Below are 22,482 nucleotides of genomic sequence, written 5' to 3'. Positions count from 1 at the left end.
TCTCGAACACGATCGCCATGCGCGGAACATTCATTACCTTCGAAGGCATCGACGGGGCCGGCAAGAGCACGCATCTGGCCTGGTTCGCCGAGCGGCTGCAGCAGCGGTTGGGGCAGGGCAGGCAAGTGGTGACGACGCGCGAGCCGGGCGGCACCGCGCTGGGCGAGGACCTGCGCCGGCTGCTGCTGCACCGGCCGATGCATCTGGAGACCGAGGCGCTGCTGATGTTCGCGGCGCGCCGCGAACATCTGGCCGAGGTCATCGAGCCGGCGCTCTCACGCGGCGACTGGGTCATTTCCGACCGTTTCACCGATGCCACCTTCGCTTACCAGGGGGGCGGCCGCGGCCTGGCCCGGGAGCGGCTGGAGACGCTGGAGCGCTGGGTGCAGGGCGACCTGCAGCCGGACCTGACGCTGCTGTTCGATGTGCCGCTGGAGGTCGCCAGCGCCCGCCTGGCCGGTGCGCGCGAGCCGGACAAGTTCGAGGCCGAGTCGGCCGCCTTCTTTGCGCGGACTCGGGCCGAATACCTGAGGCGGGCAGAAGAGGCACCGATGCGCTTCCGTCTGATCGACAGCACGCGGCCGATCGCAGATATTCAGAAGACGCTTGAGGAAATTCTCGCAAGTCTTTGAAGCACATACAGTATCAAGATCCGATGATAGGGAGCGGGTTATCGTCGTTGCCGAATCCGGAACAACGTTCCATGCTCTCAAACAACATCAAATTCTGCCGATAACTCGTTGATTTCCATGCTCTATCCTTGGCAAACCGAAGACTGGCGGCAACTGATGGCGCTGCGCGACCGGCTGCCGCACGCGTTGCTGCTGCATGGCCAGCAAGGCATCGGCAAGCGCGACCTGGCGTTGCACTTTGCCCAGGCGCTGCTGTGCGATACGCCGCTGGCCGACGGCCAGCCCTGCGGCACCTGCGCCGCCTGTCACTGGTTTGGCCAGGGCAATCACCCGGACTTCACCGTGGTCCGGCCCGAGGCGATGGAAGGCGGCGATGCAGATGCCGACGCCAAGGCGGACGATGGCGGCGGCAAGAAGAAGGCGCCCAGCAAGATCATCCGGATGGAGCAGGTGCGGGCGCTGATCGAGGCGGTCGGCATCGGCACGCACCGCTCCGGGCTGCGGCCGGTCGTGATCTACCCGCTCGATGCCTTGCAGCACGAGGGCGCCAACGCGCTGCTGAAGACACTGGAGGAGCCGCCGCCCGCGACGGTGTTCCTGCTGGTCACGGACCGCATCGACCGGATCCTGCCGACGATCCTGTCGCGCTGCCGCCAGGTCGCGCTGCGCCGGCCGGGCGAGCAGGCGGCGCTCGAATGGTTGCGCGCGCAAGGTGTCGCCGATGCGCCGGCCCAGCTGGCGCAGGCCGGCGGGGCGCCCTTGACCGCGCTGCATGCGGCCGAGGCCGAAGAACTGCCGCTGCAGCGCTGGCTGGTCGGACAGCTTGCCACGGGTCCCGCCCTGGACGCGCTGGCCGCCGCCGAGCAGCTGCAGAAGCTGCCGGTGCCGTCGGTGCTGGGCATCCTGCAGCGTTGGACCTACGATCTGCTGGCGCTGTGCCTCGGCGGCGAGGGCGGCGCGCGCTACTTCCCGGGCGAGATGGCGGCGCTGCGGCGCTGCGCGGGCGCAACCGACGCGCATCGGCTGCAGGCCTTCGCGGGACGGCTCATCCAGCACCGCCGCCACGAGCAGCATCCGCTCGCCGCGCGGCTGGTGACGGAGGCCGTGCTGATGGACTACCGGCATCTGTTCCAGCGGCATCCGGGCTGATCGTCGCCCGCACATCGGCGATGCTCACCTCAGAAAAAACCTGAAGTACCTGCCATAACGACTTGATTTAAAAGAAGAGAAACATGGAAGCAAGCGGTTTCACCGTGCGTGACGCACAGCGCCAGGACCTGCCGGGCATCGTCGCGATCTACAACGGCACGGTCGCGTCGCGGATGGTCACCGCCGACACCGAGCCGGTCAGCGTCGCCTCGCGCCAGCCGTGGTTCGACGCACACGGTCCCGAGCGCCGGCCGCTGTGGGTGGTCGAGGACGCCGGCGGCCAACTGGCCGGCTGGCTCAGCTATTCGGACTTCTATGGCCGGCCCGCCTATGGCGCCACCAGCGAGGTTTCCATTTACCTGGACGAGCGCTATCGCGGCCAGGGCCTGGGCCGCCTGCTGCTGGAACGGGCGATGGCCCATGCGCCGGCGATCGGCGTCAGCACCTTGCTAGGCTTCATCTTTGGCCATAACGCGCCGAGCCTGGCGCTGTTCGAACGGCTCGGCTTTGCCCGCTGGGGCGAGCTGCCGCGGGTCGCGGTGCTCGACGGCATCGAGCGCGACCTGATCATCGTGGGGCGGCGCGTCGAGCAGGACGCCCGCTCGGCCATCTCCGCTTAACCCGCCAGGCCCGTCCGCCTGGCCCGATTGCCCGATTGCCCGATCTGCCATGTTTGTCGACTCCCACTGCCACCTCGATTTCCCCGACCTGTCCGCGCGGCTGCCCGAGCTGCTGGCCCATATGCGCGAGAACCGGGTCACCCACGCGCTGTGCATCTCGGTGACGCTGGAGGATTTCCCGCGCGTGCTGGCGCTGGCCGAGCAGCATGCGAACCTGTATGCCTCGGTCGGCGTGCATCCGGACTACGAGGAGGGCGCCGAGGAGCCGACCGTCGAGCGGCTGGTCGCGCTGTCGAACCATCCGCGCGTGGTCGGCACCGGCGAGACCGGGCTGGACTATTACCGGCTCAACGGCCGCAGCATCGACGAGATGGAATGGCAGCGGGAGCGGTTCCGCACCCATATCCGCGCCGCGCGCCAGACCGGCAAGCCGCTGATCATCCATACCCGTTCGTCGGCCGAGGACACGCTGCGGCTGATGCGTGAAGAGAATGCCGGCGAAGTCGGCGGCGTGCTGCACTGCTTCACCGAGACCTGGGACGTCGCCCGGCAGGCGCTGGACATGGGCTTCCATATCTCGTTCTCGGGCATCGTGACCTTCAAGAACGCGGTCGATCTGCAGGAGACCGCGCGCAAGGTGCCGCTCGAGCGGATGCTGATCGAGACCGATTCGCCGTATCTGGCGCCGGTGCCGTATCGCGGCAAGACCAACGAGCCGGCCTGGGTGCGGCATGTCGGCGAGTTCATCGCCACGCTGCGCGGGCTGCCGGTGGAGCAGGTCGCGCAGCAGACGACGGACAACTTTTTCAATCTGTTCAATCACATAGAAAGGACTGCTAATGCTTGATATCAAGTCGCTGCGCAGCCCTTTGCTGGCGTCGATGCGGGCCACGGTGCTGGCCGCCGCGCTGGCTGGCGGTGCGCTGCCCGCGCTGGCTGCGCCGGCCGACGACCTCCGGCTGGCGGTCGAACTGGACAACGGCTATGAAGTGCGGAAGCTGCTGTCGCGCGGCGTCGATCCCAACCTGACCGACCGCCGTGGCGATCCGCTGCTGGTGGCGGCGCTGCGCGAGAAGTCGCTGAAGGCCGCCGAAGCATTGATCCAGGCGAAGAACCTCGATTTCGACAAGACCAATGCCGCCGGCGAAACCGCGCTGATGATGGCCGCGCTGCAAGGCCAGTTGGACATGGTCAAGCTGATGGTCGAGCAGCGCCAGGTCGAGATCAACAAGACGGGCTGGACCCCGCTGCACTACGCGGCCACCAACGGCCATCTGGAGATCGTCCGCTACCTGCTGGAAGAGTCGGCCTATGTCGACGCGGAAAGCCCGAACGGAACCACGCCGCTGATGATGGCCACGCGCGGCGGTCATATCGAGACGGTCAAGCTGCTGCTGGACGAGGGCGCCGATCTGCGGATCCGCAACCAGCAGGGCATGACGGCGATCGATTTCGCCGACCGCTACAACCAGCCCGAGATCGCCCAGGGGCTGCGCTCGCGCTGGCAGAAGCAGTTTCCGGACACGCCGATGGACGGCGGCAAGGGGAAGGGCAAGGCGGGGTGGTAAGACCTGGAAGATTCGCTCTCCCGCTGGCGGGGGCGTAAGGCGTTGCCGGCTTGTCTGCCCTCTCCCGCAAGCGGGAGAGGGGCCAACCCTCGCTACCGCCGGCGATCCGGCCGAGCGATCAAGCGGATCGCGGCAACGGCCGACTAGGCATCGTCCGCCAGCCGCACGCCGGTGAACTGCCAGCGCTGGTGCGGATAGAAGAAATTGCGGTAGGTCGCGCGGATATGGGATTCGGGTGTCACGCACGAGCCGCCGCGCAGCACCATCTGGTTGCTCATGAATTTGCCGTTGTACTCGCCGACCGCGCCGGGGCTGGGGCGGAAGCCCGGATAAGGCAGGAAGGCGCTGGCGGTCCATTCCCAGACGTCGCCGTACATCTGCCGCAGCGCGCCGGCGGTGTTCTGCCGGTCCGGCAGCGGCCGCAGCGCGCGTCCCTCGAGGAAATTGCCGGTGGCTGGCAGATTGCGCGCCGCGTGTTCCCACTCGGCCTCGGTCGGCAGCCGGCGCTCGGCCCAGCGGGCGAAGGCATCGGCCTCGTAGTAGCTGATATGCGTCACCGGGCTCTCCGGATCGACCGGGTGCATGCCGCGCAGCGTCATCTGCCACCAGGTGCCGTCGCGCTCCTCCCAATACAGCGGCGCCTCGATGCCTTGCTCGCCGACCCAGCGCCAGCCGTCCGACAGCCACAGCCCGGCGCTGCGATAGCCGCCATCCTCGATGAATTCGAACCACTGCCGGTTGGTCACCGGGTGCGAAGACAACTGGTAGGGGCGCAGCAGCACCTGGTGCCGCGGCCCCTCGCAATCGAACGCGAAGCCGGCGCGATCCTGGCCGAGCTCATGGCCGATCGACACCACGCCGCCGGAGAAGGTCAGCCATTCCGGCGCGGGCCGCGGATCGGCGATCACCGGTGCCACCAGTTCGGGCGCGAACGCGGGCTTGAGCGGATTCTGCGCGAACAGATGCAGGATGTCGGTCAGCAGCAGCTCCTGATGCTGCTGCTCGTGATTGAGGCCCAGCTCGATCAGCGCCGCTTCCTCGTCGGTCTGCGCGCGCATCAGCAGATCGAACATCGCCTCGTCGACCGCTTCCCGGTAGGCCAACACCTCGTCCAGCGTGGGCCGGGTCAGCAGGCCGCGGCGCGGGCGCGGATGGCGCGCGCCGACGGCCTCGTAATACGAATTGAACAGATAGCGGTAGCGCGCGTCGACCGGCTCGTAGTCCGGGATGCGCGCCGTCAGCACGAATTCCTCGAAGAACCAGGTGGTATGGGCCAGATGCCATTTGGCCGGGCTGGCATCGTCCATCGATTGCACCGTCGCGTCGGCGTCGCTGATATCGGCCACCATCGCTTCGGTGGCGGCGCGGATATGGCGATACCGGGACAGCAGCGCCGGCTCCTGCGGAGGGGGGACGACGCTGGCGGGCAACAGGGAAGAGGGCATGCGGGCTCCGGGGTCGATAGCGCGGCGATGCCTGCCTGGCACCGTCGCCGTGGCCGGTTCCGGCCAGCCCGCGCATCGCGCGGCAGCGCCTGCTCCCCCGAGTGGGCGTACGCCGAAACCGCAGGTACGAACCGCTCCATCATAGACGCGATCCCACCCCGGGGGGAGTCGGACAGCCTCTGACGGCGCTTGCCGCCAGCGGCATGTCCGCGGCGCCGCGATCAGGCCGCCAGGCGGCCATCCTCGTCGTTGAGCGCGGCCAGCTCGCGCTGGGCGGCGTCGAGGCCGGCAGTCCGGTACTCGGGACCCATCGCCAGGCCGTGGGCGCGGACATAGCTGATGTCCGTGATGCCCAGGAAGCGCAGCACCGTGTCGATCGTGACCTCGTGCAGGTCCAGGCCGTTCGGGTCCTGGCGCACGCCGCCGCGCGAGGACACCACGATCGTCTTCTTGCCGCCGGCCAGGCCCACCGGACCGTCCTCGGTGTAGCGGAAGGTGCGGCCGGCCTGGGCGATCCGGTCGATCCAGCCCTTGAGCTGGCTCGGGATGCCGAAGTTGTATTGCGGCACGCCAAGTACCAGCACGTCGGCCTCGAGGAATTCCTTCAGCCAGGCCTCGGTGCGCTCCAGTTCGGCCTGCTGCACCGGGTCCAGCCCTTCCTTCGGGCCGCCCAGCACCGGCAGCAGATGGCCGGACAGGTGAGGCGCCGCCTCCTTGTCCAGATCGCGCACGGTCACGGTGGCCTCCGGATGGCGGGCTCGCAGATCCGCCACCACTTGCGCCGTCAGGCTGCGCGACACCGAGTTGTCGCCCAGTACGCTCGAATCGATTTGCAGAATCTTCATCACGCTCTCCACATCGGAATTGGTTTGGATGGGAGGAAAGATAATGGCTGGCGATTGATGTCGGTAGTGATCCATAATGGAAATTATTGTTCTGCCTATAGAACGAGCTACCCCGGCCACGCCGACCGTTCAGCCCTTACGATGGCGACCATGCAAGACCTCAACGATCTCTATCTGTATGCCCAGGTGGTCCAGCACGGCAGCTTCTCCGCCGCCAGCCGCGCCACCGGTGTGCCAAAGTCGCGCCTGAGCCGGCGCATCGCCCAGCTGGAAAAGGAGCTCGGCGTGCAGCTGCTGCGCCGGACCACGCGGCAGGTCCGCGTGACGCCGCTGGGCGAGGCGTTCTACGAGCGTTGCAAGGCGATGCTGTCGGAGGCGCAGGCCGCGCGCGACGTCGTCGAGCAGGCGCGCGCCCAGCCCGGCGGACATCTGCGCGTCGCCTGCGCGGTCGGCATCGCGCAGAACCTGCTGGCGCCGTCGATCGGGCGCTTCATGCGCGAGAACCCCGGCGTGCGGGTCGAGATCGACGCCACCAATCGGCGCGTCGACGTGATCGGGGAGGGCTACGATCTGGCGCTGCGCGTGCGCGAGGTGCTCGACGACTCGTCCCTGGCGATCCGCACCTTCGGCTCCAGTCCGCTGACGCTGGTGGCGAGCCCCGGCCTGCTCGACGCGATCGGCCGGCCGCGCACGCCCAAGGCGCTGGCCGGCGTGCCGGGCGTCGGGCAGAAGCCGCACGATGGGCGCCATGTGTGGAACCTGTCGATCGGCGACGAGCCGCCCACGCAGATTCCCTACGATCCCCGGCTGGTCTGCGACGAGTTCGCGGTGCTGCTGTCGGCGGCGGTCGAAGGCATCGGCGTCGCGATGCTGCCGCGCATGTATTGCCGCGAGGCGATCGAGCGCGGCGAGCTGGAAGTGCTGCTGCCGCAATGGCGCATGCCGGTCGGGACCCTGCACGCGGTCTTCCCATCGAGGACCGGCATGCCCCCGGCGGTGCGGCGCTTCCTGGATTTCCTGACCGAGATCCTGCCCGAGAACGTGCGCCAGGCCGGCATGCAGCCGATCATGCCGCCCGGCATGAACCAGCCGCTGCCGCCGGCGGCCCCGGGCTGATCCGCCGTCGTGCGGACGGTTCGGCGCGGGGCGGCATGCCGCGGTGTTGCGATCCGCGCCACAACCCGCGCCCAGCAAGGACTCCGCAAGCATTTGCGGCTTTACCTTCACGCGAACCGGCGCTAAGGTACAGGGGCGCCTCGCGTGCAGCGCAAGGCGCCTACAACGTCCGCGCACGGATCGAACCGGGGACCCGTTTGCGTCAACCACCAAAGGAGTGACATCGATGGCTGCTACTCATGGTTCTCAGGATCTGGGCAAGGCGGTGCTGCGCATCGTGCTGGGAATACTGATCCTGCTGCACGGCATCGCCAAGGTCATCAACGGCCCCGGCCACATCGTGCAGATGGTCGACCAGGCGGGCCTGCCTTCCTTCCTCGCCTATGGCGTCTACATCGGCGAAGTGCTGGCGCCCGTGCTGCTGATCATCGGCCTGTGGACGCGCGCCGCGGCGCTGGTGATCGTCATCAACATGCTGTTCGCGGTCGGCCTGGTCCATATGCATCAGCTGGGCATGCTCAACAAGAGCGGTGGCTGGGAGCTGGAACTGCAGGGCATGTTCCTCGGCGCCGCGGTCGCGGTGATGCTGCTCGGTGCGGGCCGCTTCAGCGTCGGCGGAGCCGGCGGGCCGCTGAATTGATCCGCCGCGCGCGGCGTTTTTTGGCTGTGGCAGGGACGGCACCGGCGGCATAACCGCTACAATCGCTGCCCGTGGTTTTTTCGATGGCGTAGCGATATGGGTTTGGGCTGGTTCGGATTGTCGACCTTCTGGCTGTTGCCGCTGGCGTGGCGCATGGTCGCGCGCATGCTGGCAGGACAGCCGGTGTTTTCCGGGCCCGGCACGCTGCGCGTCTGGCTCGGCAGTGCGCTGACGCTGTGCGCGAGCGCGGCGCTCGAGGCGCTGACCGCGAGCGCGTCGGCCTCGTCCGACGTGGAGCCCAGCGCGTCCTCCGGCGGCGCCGCCGGGGCAGGGGTGGCCGGCATCGCGGCCGACCTGTTCGGCTGGACCGGCGCGCTGCTGCTGATGCTCGGTGTGCTGGCGCTGGCCGCGCCGATGGTGTTCGGCGAGACCTGGCCCAGCCTGTTCGCACGCAAGCCGCGGCGCCATGCCGCTGCCGGCGATGCCAGCGAAGAAGCGGTGCCTGCCGCGTCGCGTCCGCTGCGTGAAGCTTCCATGCCGGCTCCCGCGGCCACGCGATGGACGCCGGTCGGCGACGACAGCGTCCGGCGCCCGACGGCCCGCCACAAGGGCATCGAAGCGGTGTCGGCCCGACGATCGCCGGCGTGGCAACCGCCGCCGCGCACCCGCGTGTCGCCGCCACAGCCCGGCGAAATCTGGCTGCATCCGACGCAACCGACCCGAACCGTTCCACCGGCGAGCGCCGCGGCAACCGCGCCAGCGCAGAAATCCCCGCCCGCCAGGACGACCGCTTCGGCACCATTGCGGCCGGCAGCCGTTGCGCCGACGGCCGCTGTGGCATCGACCGCGTCCGCTGCCGCCGCCGCTTCTTCGCGCGGGCAACTGCGCGCGACCGTCGTCGCCAGTCCCTTCCATCAGCCGCAACTGGGTTTGCGCGGCGCAATCACGACGTTGCCCGCAGCGCAGCCGCAGGCGAGGGCGGCGAGCGCTGTGCCGGCCAATGGCGGCAATCTAACGGTGCCTTCGCCGATGGCCACGCCGGCCGAGGAGCAGGGCGCCACCGTGCCGACCGACGACGTGGCCACTGCTACAGCCACAGCCGTAGCGGAAGCGACGGCCGCGCCGGCCGAATCTCACCCGGCCGAAGCGGAGCCAGCGGACGCCGAGCAGACCGCCGCGTACGAGGCGATCCGCGCCGAGGCGCAGGCGCTGCTGGCCGAACTGCGCGCACTGGCTGGCGCCGAACAGGGCCAGCCGGGCAGCGAGCTCGCGGCTGACGGCGGGCCGGCCGCTCCGATCGAAGCTCAGCACATTCCGGTCGACGCGGTCCCCGAGGCCGCGCCGACGCAATCGGATGACGCGACGGCGATGGCGGCATTGCCGTCGACCTTCGAACCGGACTCGGAGCCTCAACCAGAGCCGGCGTCCGAGCCGAACATCGAGCCGACTCCAGAGCCGGCGCCCGCGGCGCTTCCCACGCCAGCCTGGGAACCGCCGTGGCACGAGCCGGACGATGTCGCCGCAGCGTCCGCCGGCACGATGGAACACACTTCGGAAGCCGCGCGCGAAGCCGCACCGGAAACAGCCGACCCCACGCCGGCCCCGGCGCAAAAGCCCCGCATCGTGCTGCCGGCCGTGGTCGGCCGCGCGGTGCCGCTCGACGCCGCAGCGCCGCCCGCGGTCGCCAATGCGACGGCAAGACCGGCCGCACCGGCTCAGCCGATCGTCCCGCCACCGCCGCCCCGCATCGTCGACTACCGCCTGCCGGGCATCGATCTGCTGGAGCCGGCCGTCGAACACGCCGAGCAGGTCTCCGAACAGCATCTGGCCGAGACCGGCGAGCTGATCGCGCAGCGGTTGGCCGAGTTCAAGGTGCCGGTGTCCGTGGTCGGCGCGTCGGCCGGTCCGGTCATCACGCGCTTCGAGGTCGAGCCCGCGATGGGCGTGCGCGGCGCGCAGGTGGTCGGGCTGATGAAGGATCTGGCGCGCGCGCTCGGCGTCAGCTCGATCCGCGTGGTCGAGACGATTCCCGGCAAGACCTGCATGGGCCTCGAGTTGCCCAATGCCCGCCGCGAGATGATCCGCCTGTCGGAGATCGTCGCGGCCTCATCGTTCCAGGCCCATGCCTCGCGGCTGGTGCTGGCGATGGGCAAGGACATCACCGGCAATCCGGTGGTCACCGATCTGGCGCGCGCGCCCCACCTGCTGGTGGCCGGCACCACCGGCTCGGGCAAGTCGGTGGCGATCAACGCGATGATCCTGTCGATGCTGTACAAGGCCACGCCGGACGATGTGCGGATGATCATGATCGACCCGAAGATGCTGGAGCTGTCGGTCTACGAGGGCATCCCGCATCTGCTGGCGCCGGTGGTCACCGACATGAAGCAGGCCGCGCACGCGCTGAACTGGTGCGTCGGCGAGATGGAGAAGCGCTACCGCCTGATGTCGGCGCTCGGCGTGCGCAACCTGGCCGGCTACAACCAGAAGATCCGCGCCGCCGAGGCCGCCGGCGACAAGGTCCGCAATCCGTTCTCGCTGACGCCGGACGCGCCCGAGCCGCTGTCGACGCTGCCGCTGATCGTGGTGGTGATCGACGAGCTGGCCGACCTGATGATGGTGGCCGGCAAGAAGATCGAGGAGCTGATCGCGCGGCTCGCGCAGAAGGCCCGCGCCGCCGGCATCCATCTGATCCTGGCCACGCAGCGGCCGTCGGTGGACGTGATCACCGGGCTGATCAAGGCCAATATCCCGACGCGCGTGGCCTTCCAGGTCTCGTCGAAGATCGACTCGCGCACGATCCTGGACCAGATGGGCGCCGAAAGCCTGCTGGGGCAGGGCGACATGCTGTTCCTGCCGCCGGGCACCGGCTATCCGCAACGCGTGCACGGCGCCTTTGCCGGCGACGACGAAGTCCATCGCGTGGTCGAGCACTGGAAGCAGTTCGGCGAACCCGATTACGACGACGCGATCCTGGCGCCCGATCCGGCCGAGGCCGGCGGCGGCGATCTGTTCGGCGACGGGCCCGGCGGCGATGCCGAGGCCGATCCGCTGTACGACGAGGCCGCGGCCTTCGTGCTGACCTCGCGCCGCGCCTCGATCTCCGCGGTCCAGCGCCATCTGCGCATCGGCTACAACCGTGCGGCGCGGCTGATCGAACAGATGGAGGTGGCGGGACTGGTTTCGCCGATGGGGCGCAATGGGGCGCGGGATGTGCTCGCGCCTGGGGGGCAGGAGTAGGGCGCTGTAGCAGGGGCCGGGATGGCCATGGCGGGAGAGCGTCCTCCCGCCCCGATCCGCGCTTACGCCTGCGCCAACACCGGCTCCCCGAGATTGAGCATCAACCGGTTCGCCCACGCAAAGATCGCGATCGCGTGAATGCCGTCGAGGATCTCGGCATCGCTCAATCCGGCTTCGCGCAGCGCCGCCAGCGAGGCCGCGCCGATGCGGTCCGGGTGCTCGGTCAGCGCGACCGAGAAGCGCGCGATGGCCTGCTCACGCGCGCTGGTGCCCGCCGTGCGCGGATTGTCGAAGACCTGCGCGATCGCGTCGTTGCGCTTGGCCAGCTGTTCGAAGCGTTGCGCATGGACCGACGCGCAGTAAACACAGCCATTGATGCACGACACCACGGTGCTCGCCAGTTCCCGCTCGGCACGAGCCATGCCGCCGGGCGCGTACATGATCGCGTTGAAGGCGGCCGAGCGCTGCCGCAGGATTTCCGGCTGGTGCACCAGGAACAGGTAGTAGTCCGACACCTTGGCCTTCGGATGGCTTTCCTCCAGCACGGCAATCTGCTCGGGCGTCGCCCGCTCGACCGGCACCACATCCAGCCACGCCTTCCAGTCCAGCACTTCGTTGGTGAAGCCGTTGATGCGGATCGTGTCGCCCGGCTTGGTTGTGGCCGCCGCAGCGGGCGCCAGGTCGCTCGGCAGCGCCTCGCCTTGCGACGCACCGCTCAACGCGCGCAGGCCGGCGACCAGCCGGGCCTGATACGACAGGAAGGCGATCAGCTGCGCCAGCGTCACGACCTCGGGCGTCGACAGCCCGGCGGCCGGCAAGCTCAGCAGCGCGGCGCGGTCTCCCTCGACCGGCTTTTCGATCAGCTTGCGCGTGAAGGCCAGCATCGCGCGCAGCCGCGCATCGGCAACGGCGTCGCCACGGGCGCCGTCGACCGCTGCCACCGTCTCGGCATCGGCGCCGGCCGCTTGCAGCCGGTCGAGATAGTGCGCGGCCAGCTCGGCGGAGGGCGTCAGCCGCGACGCATACAGCGCGACCGCGAGGCGTTCGGTCAGCGTCAGGCCGGGCAGGGCCGGATCGAACATCGTGCGATAGCTGCCCTCGGTGGCGACGGCGACCTTGTCGCGCTGATGGCGCAGCGCATGCGTGGCGCTGCCGGCGGCAAGGCCCGCGAGGCGGTCGATCAGGTCGAGTTCGGACGTGGCGTTGGCTTGAGTGGACGAAGCAGTCATGGTGTCGGGGTGAAAAAGTCAGCGGTCAGCGGAGCGAGGCGGCACGGATTGGCCCATTCATCGGGCATTGATCGGCCCATTCATTGGCCGGGGTGCGAAGGCGGCGGCGCCGGCGTCCATTCGTCGCCGTACAGCTCCGGCTCGGCATAGGCCTGCAGCACGGCGAAGTGGGTCTCGACGTCTTCCTGGTACAGCAGCGCGGCGATGCCTTGGCCCAGCCGGCGCGCGCCGTCGCTGATGGCCGGGATATCGCCCGAAATCGTGCCGTGCGACAGCGCGGCGGGATAGCAGAAGCAATGCACGCGCGACAGGCCGGGGCAGGCGCCGGGCGTCTTCTCCTGGAATTCGAACACCGGGCCGAGGTCCGGCGAATCGCGCAGTTCCGGGTCTTCCTGGCCGGCGGGCGGCTGGAAGCGGTCGCCCCACAGCCGAATCTGCGGTGCGATGACCGAGAACTCCGGCCGCGCACCGAAATCGACGCGAAAGCCCGTCGACAGCAACAGGAAGTCCAGCTCGAACACGCCCTTGGCGGTGTGCACGCGCAACGTATCGCCAGTGCCCGCACCGCGGACCTCGATCCGCTCGATCGGGCAGCCGACATGGAAGCGCGCATTGTCGTGGCGCGACACGCGCAGCGTACTGCCGCGCGGCGGCGGCACCTGTTCGCTGTTGATGTAATGGCGCAGCCGCCATTTCCACTGGTCGGGCAGGCCGTAGTGGCCGTGCGTCAGCCCGGGGTTGCCGGAGCCCTTGCTCTTGTTGATGCGCGGGATCTCGGCGCGGCGGATCAACAGGTCGACGCTCGCGGCGCCGGCCTCCAGCGCCGTCGCGGCGCTGTCCATCGCCGATGCGCCGGCGCCCACCACGCCGACGCGCTTGCCGCGCAGCACGCGGTAATCCATCGGGTCGGACGAGTGCGCCCACAGATGGGCCGGCAGATCCTGCGCGAAGGCCGGCAGCAGCGGACCGCCGAGGCCATCGCGCCCAGTGGCCAGCACCACGCGCCGCGCCATCACGCGCTGCGGACCGGCGGGTGTCGTCATCCGCAGTTCGACCAGCCCGTCGGCGCGTGGCAGCACGGTATCGACGGTGTGTTCGTTGGCAACGTCGAGGTCCAATACCCGCCGATACCAGCGCAGATAGTCCATCCATTGCAGGCGCGGAATCTTGTCGAGCGCGTCCCATGCCGCCGTGCCGAACTGCGCTTCGTACCAGGCGCGGAACGTCAGCGCGGGCAGGCCCAGCGCCGGGCCGGTCAGCTGCTTGGGCGAGCGCAGGGTTTCCATGCGGGCGGTCGTTGCCCAGGGTCCTTCGAATCCCGCCGGCGCACGGTCGAAGATGCGCGCAGCGATACCGAGGTGCTTCAGCGTCGCGCTGGCGGCCAAGCCGGCCATGCCGCCGCCGATGATGGCGACGTCGAGCACCGGCGCGCCGTCGAACTGGCGCGGCGGCACCCACGGCTTGGCGGGCAGGTCCAGCCAGGCGAGGTCCTGGCGCAGGCGGGCTTCCAGCGCGGGCAGGCCGGCGGGAGCGGGAGAGAGGGTGGATTCGGTCGTGGACATCGAGAGCGCTTCAGGCTGACATCAATCGTTCTGTCGGGATAGGGCAGGACGGGCCGGCGCCCGTAAGGTGCGGGTGCCGGCATCGCTGTCCGCTTCGTATGCCGGCGCAAGGCTGCCGCCATCGCGCCGAACGAAGCCGGGCAGCAGCCGCGCCGCGGCCAGCGCCAATTGCTCGGCCAGGGTCTGCACCGCCGGCGTCGGCGGCCGTCCCTGCGGCGTGATCACGCAGAAATGGAAGGGGATCGGCACGTCGATCGGCCGCACCGCCACGCCGTCGACCGGGAGGCCATAGGCCGTCACCGGCTCGAGCACCGCCAGCCCCAGCCCGGCGCGCACCAGCGCCAGCGCGTTCAGCGAGGTATTGGTATCGATGCGGCGCGGCACCGCGATGCCGGCGCTCTCCAGCGCCCGGTCCACCAGCTGGCGCAGCCGGTAGGGGTTCTGCATCGTGACCAGCGCGCGGTCGGCGCAGGCGGACAGCGGCACGGTATCGGCTGCCGCCAGCGGATCGTCGGCGGCCACCGCCGCCACGCATTGCACTTCGCCGATCCAGTGCACCGCCACGCCGCGATGCTCGAGCGGCAGGCTGGTGACGCCGACCTCCGCGGCGCCGGTCAGCACCGCGTGCACCACCTTCTCGGGCGAGGCGCTGTGCAGATGGATCTGCGCCGGCAGCGCCGGATCGGCGGCCAGGGCGGCGGGCACCAGGCCCGCGGCCAGCGCCGGCGTCGCCACCACATTGAGCGAGCGGCTGCCTTCGCGGCCGATCACCGCCGCGCTGGCACGGATCTGCTGCATGCCGAGCAGCACCGGCTCGACTTCCTCGTACAGCAGGAAGCCGCGCTCGGTCGGGCTGACCCGCGGCCCGCTGCGGGCAAACAGCGCGAAGCCCAGCTCGCTCTCCAGCTCCTGGATCGAGCGCGTGATCGCCGGCTGCGAGCGGCCCAGCAGGCGGCCGGCGGCGGTGACGCTGCCGGTCGACATCACTGCGGCGAAGGCTTCGAGCTGGCGGATTTCCATGGCGGTTGACTATGCGTATATCGCATTCTTGCGCGCTTATGATGCCAAAGGCAAATACTATTTCGGCATACGCTTCTGCCGCGGGGCGCCAGTGGCGGTCGTGCCTGCCGGCGCGGCCGGGCGGCGGGTCGCTATCATGGGCCGATCGTTCGCGTGGAGAAATGCGATGAGGCAATCATGCGGCCGGCGTTTCGGTTCGCGAGGGGGAGCGCGGTCGGCGCCGCTTTCAGGGCTGCTGGCGGCGCTGTCGATGGCGGTGCTGCTGCTTGGGGCGGGCATGCCGTTGCCCAGCCAGGCGCAGGGCGATCCGCCCGCCGCCATCGCGCCGCTGAAGATCGGCTCCAAACGATTTACCGAGTCCTACATCCTCGGCGAAATCCTGACCCAGACCGCCGCAACCGCCGGACCGGCCCGCCATCTGGCCGGGCTCGGCAACACCGCGATCGTGTTCGCCGCGCTGCGCGCCGGCAGCATCGACCTGTACCCCGACTACACCGGCACCGTGGCGGCCGAGCTGCTGAAGCTGCCGCCCACCGCGACACTGGCGCAGATACAGGCCGCACTGGTCCCGCTGGGCCTGGGCGCGGCGGTGCCGTTCGGCTTCCAGAACACCTATGCGATCGCCGTGCGCGGTCAGAGCGCCACGGGCGGCAAGGGCGGCAAGGGAGGGGACGGCGCCCAGGCTGCGGCGGCGCCCGACAGCCTGCGCACGCTGTCGGACCTGGCGCACGCACCGGGACTGCGGCTTGGCTTGTCACACGAATTCCTTGGCCGCGCCGACGGCTGGCCCACGCTGGCCAGCCGCTACCGGCTGCCGCAGCAGCCGATCGGCCTGGACCACGGCATCGCCTACGAAGCGCTGGCGGCCGGACAGGTCGATGCGATCGACATCTATTCGACCGACGCCAAGATCCGCGCCTATCGGTTGCGGGTGCTCGAGGACGACCGCCAGGTGTTTCCGCGCTATGACGCGATCGTGCTGTACCGGCTGGATGTGCCGCAGCGCCATCCGGCGGCATGGCGCGCGATCGCCGCGCTCGAAGGCCGCATCGACGGCGAACGGATGATCGCGATGAACGCGCAGGCCGAACTGGACGGCGCCAGCTTCGCCGCGGTGGCGCGGCGCTTTCTGGCGGGCGATGGCGCCGCAGCCGGCAAATCGACCGGCAACGCAGCCGGCATGGCAGCCGACAACGCGGCGGACAACGCGGCGGACAAGCGGGCCGGGCTGCTCGGCACCTTGCTGGGCCCGGACACCTGGCGGTTGACCCGCCAGCATCTGGCGCTGGTCGTGGGCGCGGTCGGCGCCGCGGTGGTGGCCGGCGTGCCGCTGGGCGTGGTTGCCGCGCGCCGACGCCGGCTGGGACAGGTGGTGCTGGCCATCGCCGGCATGCTGCAGACGATACCTTCGCTCGCGCTGCTGGCCGGGCTGATTCCGCTGCTCGGCCGCATCGGCCTGTGGCCGGCGCTGGTCGCGCTGTTTCTGTACGCCTTGCTGCCGATCGTGCGCAATACCTGCACCGGGCTGCAGCAGGTGCCGGCCGGCCTGTCGGACGCCGGCCGCGCGCTGGGACTGACCGCCCGCCAGCGCCTGCGTCATGTCGAATTGCCGCTGGCGCTGCCGGTGATCCTCGCCGGCATCAAGACCGCGGTCGTGATCAGCGTCGGCACCGCCACCGTGGCCGCCTTCGTCGGTGCCGGCGGCTATGGCGAACGCATCGCCACTGGCCTCGCGCTCAACGACGACACGCTGCTGCTGGCCGGCGCGATTCCCTCGGCGTTGCTGGCCCTGCTGGCGCAGGGCCTCTTCGAGGTCGTCGAACGCTGGCTGCTGTTCCGCGGCCAGCGCAGCGCCAGGAGCGCTCAGGGCGCTCAGAAGTGATGGCGCATGCCGACCATCACGCCGATGTGCGTGGTGCTGTCGATATCGAGCGCCGGCGTGCCGGCCCAGTACTCGGTCTCGCGCCCGACCGCGCCACCGCGCGCTCGCGCGGCATCGGCCTCGACGTAGACGTGGGTGCGCTTGGACAGCGCGTAGTCGGCCACCACGGCAATGCTGTCGGCATTGCCGCTGCCGAGCGGCACCGGCACGTCCTGGAACTGCGTGGCGACGTTGCCGTTCTGCCAATAGCGGTAGTAGGCCCCCGACAGATGCAGCGCCGGCGTCAACTGGTAGCCGAGCCCCGCGAAGGCGATCGCGTAGCGCGCATCGTTGGCCGATTCGCGCCGGCCCATATGGCCGACGAACGCCTTGGCCTTGCCGAACGCATACGAGCCGCCGACCGTGTAGTTGCGCACCGTGCCGCTGCCATCGTCGTTCTTGCGCTGGTCGTAGGCGACGCCGAACGCGACCGGTCCCTGCTGGTACAGCGCGCCGCCGCCGAGCGTGGTGCCGCGGACCATGCTGCCGGGCTGCTCGCCGGCGCCGTAGTCCAGCTGCACGGTCAGCGGACCCATCGTGTGCTGGTAGACCACGCTGTTGTTGATGCGGTAGTCCTGGATAAAGATGTCGCCGCCGAGATACAGCGGATCCGACCAGAAGTTGCCCCAGCCCTGGTCCAGCGGATTGAAGGCCCAGCCGATATTGTTCAGCGCGTTGTACTGGCGTCCGAAGGTCAGGCTGCCCCAGCCGCCCTTGAGGCCGACATAGGCCTGCCGGCCGAAGAACGCGTTGTAGCCGAGGCGGCCGTCGTCGCTGCCGACGCCGGCTTCCAGCTGGAAGATCGCGTGATTGCCGCCGCCGAGGTCTTCGTCGCCTTTCAGGCCGAAGCGGCTGCCGACCATGCCGCCGGAGACAAGCCCGATCTGGTCGTTGTGATGGCCGTCGAGATTCGAGGTGTAGCGCACCGCCGAGCTGACGATGCCGTACAGCGTGACGCCGGGCTCGGCTTGCGCGGCGCCGGGGAGAGCGGCGACGGGCAATAGCCCGGCCGCCAGCAGCCAGGGGCTGGCTGTCTTCTTCATGGATTGTCCTCCGAGGTCGGACCCGTCCGGTGCGCGGGGCGCCGGCGGACCCGTCAGGCCGATGGCCTGCGGTACCAGTCCCGCGCGGGCACGCGGGTCGTCATCGGGACGTGCGCGGTGGCGCGTGTCCCGGGCGAAGGTCGAGATGGGCGACGTTGCCTTGCTGGCGGCGAATGCCGGCAGGGGAGCCGGGCAAGCCTGTGCGATGCCGGACGGTCCGGCGCCGCGGGAGTGGACCCGAGGGCCCTGTGGCTGGGTTCGCCGGCGCCCACCTCGCGCGTCGTTCCGGCTATCGCAGGGCGGACGGTGAAGGCATGTTCCGGGTCGTCCCCGGTACGGCGAACGGGCGGTAGTTTACCTGCTTTGCCGAGCGCGCCCGAAAACGCGGTTTTGACGGCACGATGACACGCGCCATCGACCGGCCGAAACCCGCTCGACCGAATACCCCGCAGGGCGACTGAAATGTGATGTTTAAATAATTTTTATAAAAATGGGCTATATTTAATCGGTAAACAGGTGCGTTTAAACGCCGAGGAGAGCCAGTGACTGCCCAATCATTAGGTTACAAGTGGCTATCGGATCACTATAGGGTGGTGCCGGTCCAGGATTTCCAAATTACCAGCGCTCTTGGCCCGGCTCGGCGCACAGTCGTCGTGGATGGTCGGGTGCAGGAAATCTATCCGGCAACGGCGGCTCAGCCACTGACCCTTCGTGGACAGCTTTCGTACGCGCTCCGGCATGAAGGGGTTCATCTTGAATTCCTTTCCCGGCTCTTCGAGGTTTTGTCCGTCGAGGAACTGTCTGCGTGGTTGGCGCAGGAACGCACCGGCCAGTATGCACGACGGGCTGGATTTCTCTACGAATGGCTGACCGGGCGAAAGCTTCCGGATGCGTGCGTAGCAACCGCAGGCAACTACGTCGACGCCATCAGTTCGGACGACTACTTCGCCGCCGTCCGTCCGGTCAACAACCCACGCTGGCGCGTTCGCGATAACCTGCCCGGCACTCCCGAGTTTTGCCCGCTCGTACGGCGAACCGGCGCCATCCAGGCTGCCGAGAAATACGACTGTGCCGCCGCGCTGGAGGAATTGAATGCCGAATTCGGCCACGACGTGCTGATGCGCAGCGCGGTCTGGCTGACGATCAAGGAAAGTCGTGCCAGCTTCGCCATTGAGCACGAACAGGATCAGCGTGATCGCATTCGTCGTTTCGCAGCGGTCATGGAGCGCCGCATCGGCCAATACCCTCGGTTGCTGAGTCCGGCAACGCTTGCTGAACTGCAACAGGAGATCGTCAGCGACCGGAGCACGCTTTCGCGCTTTGGCTTGCGCAGCTCGCCAGTATTCGTCGGCGAAACGCACCAGTATGAACAGATCGTTCATTACATTGCGCCGCATTGGGAACGCGTGCCGGGCATGCTGACGGGCGTGGAAGCGTTTCTGGAAAGAACGGTTGGCAAGTCTTCCGTTGTCCGAGCGGGTGCAGCAGCATTTGGCTTCGTGTTCATCCACCCATTGGCCGATGGCAACGGCCGTATCCATCGCTTCCTGGTCAATGATGTGCTGCGGCGCGACGGTGCCGTGCCAAAGCCGTTCGTCCTGCCAATTTCAGCTGTCATTACCGAGAAGCCACAGAACGTGGTCCGGTATGACGAAGTCCTGGAGCAATTTTCGGCGCCATTGATGGCGCGCTACAGCGACCGCTATGCCTTCAAGGATGTTCGTCGGAAGTACCAGGACGGCATCGAATCGAATTTCGAATTCCATGCATATGACGATGCGCTACATGCCTGGCGCTTTCCGGACCTCACCGCGCAAGCGGAATACATGGCCTGGGTAATTGACCGGACGATCCATCGGGAGATGCGCAGGGAAGCCGATGTGTTGCGCGAATGGACCATTGCGCGGCGCATGGTCAAGGACATCATCGACGGGCCCGACGCCGATATCGATCGAATCATCCGCTCGGTACGTGACAACGGTGGCGTGCTGTCAAACAAGCTCCGCAAGGAATTCCCGGTATTGCAGGACCCGCAGATAGTCGAAGATCTTGCGATGGCGTTGAGAAACGCCTTCAAGGACTTTGGTGGTACGGGTGCACTTCAACGCAGTGCAGACGCAGCCGAAGAGTAGAGCCTCGAACCAGCTTCCGCCTCTCGGTACCCACATGCGAAGAAAACTCAGCTTCCGCCATATCGAAACGGTCCACGCGATCATCCTGACCGGTTCGGTGACGGGCGCGGCGACCCGCCTGCATGTCACGCAGCCGGCGATCAGCAACGTGCTGCGCGACGCCGAGGAGCGCCTTGGCTTCCTGCTGTTCGATCGCCGTGGCGGGCGACTGGTGCCGACACCGGGCGCCGACATGCTGTTCGAGGAAATCGAGAAGTCCTTCATCGGCCTCGATGCCATCAATGCGTTCTGCGAGCGCATCGAGCAAGACCAGCGCCAGCGCATTTCGATCGCGTGCACGCCTGCCTTCGGCGCGACCGTGCTGCCTCGCCTCGCCGCAACCTATGCGCGGCAGCATCCCGACATCTTTTTCTCGGTGCACTCGCGCGTCGCGCACCATGTCGCCGCCTTGATCGGCTCGCGCAAGGCGGACATCGGCTTCGCGCTGGAGGTGCCGGATATCCCGGGTGTCGACAGCGAGCTGCTGGCCGAATTGCCGATGGTCTGTTATCTGCCGCCCGGCCACAGACTCGCGGGGCAGGCCGTGGTGGAGCCGCGCCAGTTGCTCGACGAGCCGATGATTTCGTTGTCCCGGATCGAAGGCATCGAAGACGTAGTCGAACGTCTATTCGAACCGTGCGGCGCGATGCCCGTGCCGGTCGCCGAATGTCCCGCGGCCATCTCGGCGTGCGGCATGGTGGCCGAGGGTCTCGGCTTCATGCTGTTCGATGGCCTGCCGGCGCAACTGTTCGGGCCTTCGCGCCTGACCGTGTTGCCGCTGTCGACGCCCCGCCGGCTGTCGTATCGCGCCTACTGGCTGAAGTCGCGGACCCAGGAACTGCAGCCTCGTGCGCTGATCGACCTGGCGCGCGACATCCTGCTGCAGATGGGATCTCAGGAGGAAGGCGAGAAACCCGAAAAGCGCGAGAGCCGGTAAGGCGTCGGATCGAGCCCGCATGGAACGCCGGCAACGCGCGCCGCCATCAGCCGGCCGGTTATCGGCGCGCCGGTCAAGCCGGTGTGGCCGTGACCGCAGGCGACATACAGCCCGGGATGCGCCTGCAGCTCGTCGATGATCGGCACGCTGTCCGGCGTGGACGGTCGCAAGCCGAGCCAAACGCTGGCGCCGCGCGTGTCGACGCGCGGAAACAGCTTGCGTGCGGTGGCCAGGATCGCGTCGGTGCGGCGCTCGTCTGGCGGATGGCGCAGTCCTGCGATCTCGACTGTGCCGGCGAAGCGCAGGCCACCTTCCATCGGCGTGACGGCCACCGCCTGATCCCGGTAGATGAACGGCACCGGTACCGTCACGCCGGGCTCCGGCAATTGCACGTGATAGCCCCGTTCGGCCTCCAGCGGCAGGCGGACGCCCAGCGGAGCGAGCAATTCTCCGGAGAAGGCGCCGGCCGCCACCACCACGCGATCCGCGCGCTCGTCGCCGTGGTGCGTCCATAGCCGGAAACCACCGTCGTCGCACGGCTGGAGCCGCTGGACGCGGCGCAGCCGAATCTTTCCGCCTTCCTGTTCGAACTGGCTTGCCAAGGCCTGCGTCAGCCGCTGCGGATCGATCGCGTGGGCATGCCGCGGAAAGCGGATGCCGCCGCGCACGTGATCGGCCAGGTCCGGGATCAAGGCCCTCAACTGGGCCTGCGTCAACGGCTCGGTCGCCACCTGTTGCTCCTCTCGCAATCGCGCGACCAGGCGGTCGGCTCGCGATGACGACCCCTGGCCCGACCACAAGTGCAGATGCCCTCGGGCCTGGATCACCGCGCCGGACGCGGCTTCGCCGAGCAGCTCGCGATATCCGTCGAGCGCCGGCCCATGCAAGGCCCGCAGTGCATGCGAGGCGCGCTCAACCTGCTGCGGACGGCTGGCACGCACCCATGCGCGCAGCCATGGCGCGGCGGCCAGCAGCCTCGGCGGATGGATCGCGAGCGGACCATCCCGGTCGAGCAGCCATTTTGGCAGCTGCCATACCATACCGGGCAGCGCGATCGGAATGCAGCTGTCGACGCTGATCAGGCCGGCATTGCCGAACGACGCGCCGCCTCCGGGCGGCAACGCGTCATAGAGAACTACGTCGCGGCCCAGGCGCCGCAACGACAGTGCGATGCACAGTCCGACGATGCCGGCGCCGACGACCGCGATGTCGGCGCAAACGTTCGGCCGGCCGGGCGCGGTATACGGCCTTGCCGGCTTGGACGGAGTCACGTGGGTCGGGGGGCTGCAGGGTAATGAGTCGGACATGGATCGTGGCGATGGATTGGTCGGAATGGGCATCGTCATG

General features: G+C 68.6%; 18 protein-coding genes. 11 read left to right on the top strand and 7 right to left on the bottom strand.

Annotated elements, in window-relative coordinates:
* Nucleotides 1-17 precede the first annotated feature (17 nt).
* The 5 genes from tmk (at nt 18) to FOB47_RS17635 (ending at nt 3,969) form a co-directional block, all read left to right on the top strand.
* Nucleotides 18-632 carry a dTMP kinase gene (tmk, locus tag FOB47_RS17655; RefSeq protein ID WP_174781707.1) on the top strand — a complete coding sequence of 205 codons (615 nt, stop codon included), beginning with the start codon at nt 18-20 and terminating at the stop codon, nt 630-632.
* A 117-nt stretch (nt 633-749) separates the two neighbouring features.
* The gene (locus FOB47_RS17650) at nt 750-1,781 is read left to right on the top strand and encodes a DNA polymerase III subunit delta' (RefSeq protein ID WP_174781706.1); all 1,032 of its coding nucleotides are present in this window, start codon (nt 750-752) and stop codon (nt 1,779-1,781) included.
* 83 nt (nt 1,782-1,864) lie between these two features.
* Nucleotides 1,865-2,401 carry a GNAT family N-acetyltransferase gene (locus tag FOB47_RS17645; protein ID WP_053821869.1) on the top strand — a complete coding sequence of 179 codons (537 nt, stop codon included), beginning with the start codon at nt 1,865-1,867 and terminating at the stop codon, nt 2,399-2,401.
* A gap of 49 nt (nt 2,402-2,450) precedes the next feature.
* Entirely contained in the window at nt 2,451-3,248 is a 798-nt protein-coding gene (locus FOB47_RS17640; protein ID WP_174781705.1) for a TatD family hydrolase, read from the top strand.
* The gene (locus tag FOB47_RS17635) at nt 3,241-3,969 is read left to right on the top strand and encodes an ankyrin repeat domain-containing protein (RefSeq protein ID WP_390884836.1); all 729 of its coding nucleotides are present in this window, start codon (nt 3,241-3,243) and stop codon (nt 3,967-3,969) included. The genes FOB47_RS17640 and FOB47_RS17635 overlap by 8 nt, the downstream gene beginning before the upstream one ends.
* Nucleotides 3,970-4,112: 143 nt before the next feature.
* Here FOB47_RS17635 and egtB read toward each other — a convergent pair whose 3' ends face one another.
* Complete coding sequence (gene egtB / locus FOB47_RS17630; RefSeq protein ID WP_023263599.1) at nt 4,113-5,414, bottom strand: ergothioneine biosynthesis protein EgtB; 1,302 nt, start codon at nt 5,412-5,414, stop codon at nt 4,113-4,115.
* Nucleotides 5,415-5,635: 221 nt separating this feature from the next.
* Nucleotides 5,636-6,259 (bottom strand): FMN-dependent NADH-azoreductase, encoded by a 624-nt coding sequence (locus tag FOB47_RS17625; protein ID WP_174781704.1) that lies wholly within the window; start codon nt 6,257-6,259, stop codon nt 5,636-5,638.
* A 150-nt stretch (nt 6,260-6,409) separates the two neighbouring features.
* On the opposite strand from FOB47_RS17625, the gene FOB47_RS17620 reads away from it, so the two are divergent.
* The 3 genes from FOB47_RS17620 (at nt 6,410) to FOB47_RS17610 (ending at nt 11,252) form a co-directional block, all read left to right on the top strand.
* Nucleotides 6,410-7,375 carry a LysR substrate-binding domain-containing protein gene (locus FOB47_RS17620; RefSeq protein WP_064573831.1) on the top strand — a complete coding sequence of 322 codons (966 nt, stop codon included), beginning with the start codon at nt 6,410-6,412 and terminating at the stop codon, nt 7,373-7,375.
* Between the two features lie 226 nt (nt 7,376-7,601).
* A complete protein-coding gene (locus FOB47_RS17615; protein ID WP_064573534.1) occupies nt 7,602-8,015 on the top strand; it encodes a DoxX family protein in 414 nt (137 codons plus the stop codon).
* A gap of 96 nt (nt 8,016-8,111) precedes the next feature.
* On the top strand, nt 8,112-11,252 hold the full coding sequence (locus tag FOB47_RS17610) for a DNA translocase FtsK (protein WP_174781703.1): 3,141 nt from the start codon (nt 8,112-8,114) through the stop codon (nt 11,250-11,252).
* Nucleotides 11,253-11,314: 62 nt separating this feature from the next.
* Here the strand turns inward: FOB47_RS17610 and FOB47_RS17605 are convergent, their stop codons facing one another.
* From FOB47_RS17605 to FOB47_RS17595, 3 genes are all read right to left on the bottom strand, one after another.
* A complete protein-coding gene (locus FOB47_RS17605; protein WP_174781702.1) occupies nt 11,315-12,481 on the bottom strand; it encodes a CMD domain protein in 1,167 nt (388 codons plus the stop codon).
* 80 nt (nt 12,482-12,561) lie between these two features.
* On the bottom strand, nt 12,562-14,043 hold the full coding sequence (locus FOB47_RS17600; protein WP_174781701.1) for a SidA/IucD/PvdA family monooxygenase: 1,482 nt from the start codon (nt 14,041-14,043) through the stop codon (nt 12,562-12,564).
* Between the two features lie 21 nt (nt 14,044-14,064).
* Nucleotides 14,065-15,063 carry a LysR family transcriptional regulator gene (locus tag FOB47_RS17595; protein ID WP_174781700.1) on the bottom strand — a complete coding sequence of 333 codons (999 nt, stop codon included), beginning with the start codon at nt 15,061-15,063 and terminating at the stop codon, nt 14,065-14,067.
* A gap of 250 nt (nt 15,064-15,313) precedes the next feature.
* Here FOB47_RS17595 and FOB47_RS17590 point away from each other — a divergent pair, with 250 nt between their 5' ends.
* Nucleotides 15,314-16,945 (top strand): glycine betaine ABC transporter substrate-binding protein, encoded by a 1,632-nt coding sequence (locus FOB47_RS17590; RefSeq protein WP_390884837.1) that lies wholly within the window; start codon nt 15,314-15,316, stop codon nt 16,943-16,945.
* Here FOB47_RS17590 and FOB47_RS17585 read toward each other — a convergent pair.
* Nucleotides 16,936-18,027: a porin gene (locus tag FOB47_RS17585; protein WP_174781699.1), complete on the bottom strand. Its 1,092-nt coding sequence runs from the start codon at nt 18,025-18,027 to the stop codon at nt 16,936-16,938. The two genes, FOB47_RS17590 and FOB47_RS17585, sit on opposite strands and share 10 nt — an antisense overlap.
* Before the next feature lie 542 nt (nt 18,028-18,569).
* Here FOB47_RS17585 and FOB47_RS17580 point away from each other — a divergent pair.
* Nucleotides 18,570-20,159: a Fic family protein gene (locus tag FOB47_RS17580; RefSeq protein ID WP_174781698.1), complete on the top strand. Its 1,590-nt coding sequence runs from the start codon at nt 18,570-18,572 to the stop codon at nt 20,157-20,159.
* Nucleotides 20,160-20,193: 34 nt separating this feature from the next.
* Nucleotides 20,194-21,135, top strand: a complete 942-nt coding sequence (locus FOB47_RS17575; protein ID WP_174781697.1) for a LysR substrate-binding domain-containing protein — start codon at nt 20,194-20,196, stop codon at nt 21,133-21,135.
* Here the strand turns inward: FOB47_RS17575 and FOB47_RS17570 are convergent.
* Nucleotides 21,093-22,406 (bottom strand): NAD(P)/FAD-dependent oxidoreductase, encoded by a 1,314-nt coding sequence (locus FOB47_RS17570; protein WP_174781696.1) that lies wholly within the window; start codon nt 22,404-22,406, stop codon nt 21,093-21,095. The genes FOB47_RS17575 and FOB47_RS17570 overlap by 43 nt on opposite strands.
* Nucleotides 22,407-22,482 lie beyond the last annotated feature (76 nt).

The organism is Cupriavidus gilardii (genome assembly GCF_013347325.1).
Classification (GTDB): domain Bacteria; phylum Pseudomonadota; class Gammaproteobacteria; order Burkholderiales; family Burkholderiaceae; genus Cupriavidus; species Cupriavidus gilardii.
The sequence above is the reverse complement of the archived record's forward strand: the minus strand, read 5'-3'. Positions and strand labels throughout refer to the sequence as shown.

Coding starts and splice junctions, on each gene's coding strand:
- FOB47_RS17640 (WP_174781705.1), top strand. CDS start 2,451: ATGTTTGTCGACTCCCACTGCCACCTCGATTTCCCCGACCTGTCCGCG.
- FOB47_RS17635 (WP_390884836.1), top strand. CDS start 3,241: ATGCTTGATATCAAGTCGCTGCGCAGCCCTTTGCTGGCGTCGATGCGG.
- FOB47_RS17575 (WP_174781697.1), top strand. CDS start 20,194: ATGCGAAGAAAACTCAGCTTCCGCCATATCGAAACGGTCCACGCGATC.
- tmk (WP_174781707.1), top strand. CDS start 18: ATGCGCGGAACATTCATTACCTTCGAAGGCATCGACGGGGCCGGCAAG.
- FOB47_RS17620 (WP_064573831.1), top strand. CDS start 6,410: ATGCAAGACCTCAACGATCTCTATCTGTATGCCCAGGTGGTCCAGCAC.
- FOB47_RS17650 (WP_174781706.1), top strand. CDS start 750: ATGCTCTATCCTTGGCAAACCGAAGACTGGCGGCAACTGATGGCGCTG.
- egtB (WP_023263599.1), bottom strand. CDS start 5,414: ATGCCCTCTTCCCTGTTGCCCGCCAGCGTCGTCCCCCCTCCGCAGGAG.
- FOB47_RS17600 (WP_174781701.1), bottom strand. CDS start 14,043: ATGTCCACGACCGAATCCACCCTCTCTCCCGCTCCCGCCGGCCTGCCC.
- FOB47_RS17645 (WP_053821869.1), top strand. CDS start 1,865: ATGGAAGCAAGCGGTTTCACCGTGCGTGACGCACAGCGCCAGGACCTG.
- FOB47_RS17590 (WP_390884837.1), top strand. CDS start 15,314: ATGGCGGTGCTGCTGCTTGGGGCGGGCATGCCGTTGCCCAGCCAGGCG.
- FOB47_RS17585 (WP_174781699.1), bottom strand. CDS start 18,027: ATGAAGAAGACAGCCAGCCCCTGGCTGCTGGCGGCCGGGCTATTGCCC.
- FOB47_RS17605 (WP_174781702.1), bottom strand. CDS start 12,481: ATGACTGCTTCGTCCACTCAAGCCAACGCCACGTCCGAACTCGACCTG.
- FOB47_RS17595 (WP_174781700.1), bottom strand. CDS start 15,063: ATGGAAATCCGCCAGCTCGAAGCCTTCGCCGCAGTGATGTCGACCGGC.
- FOB47_RS17625 (WP_174781704.1), bottom strand. CDS start 6,259: ATGAAGATTCTGCAAATCGATTCGAGCGTACTGGGCGACAACTCGGTG.
- FOB47_RS17615 (WP_064573534.1), top strand. CDS start 7,602: ATGGCTGCTACTCATGGTTCTCAGGATCTGGGCAAGGCGGTGCTGCGC.
- FOB47_RS17610 (WP_174781703.1), top strand. CDS start 8,112: ATGGGTTTGGGCTGGTTCGGATTGTCGACCTTCTGGCTGTTGCCGCTG.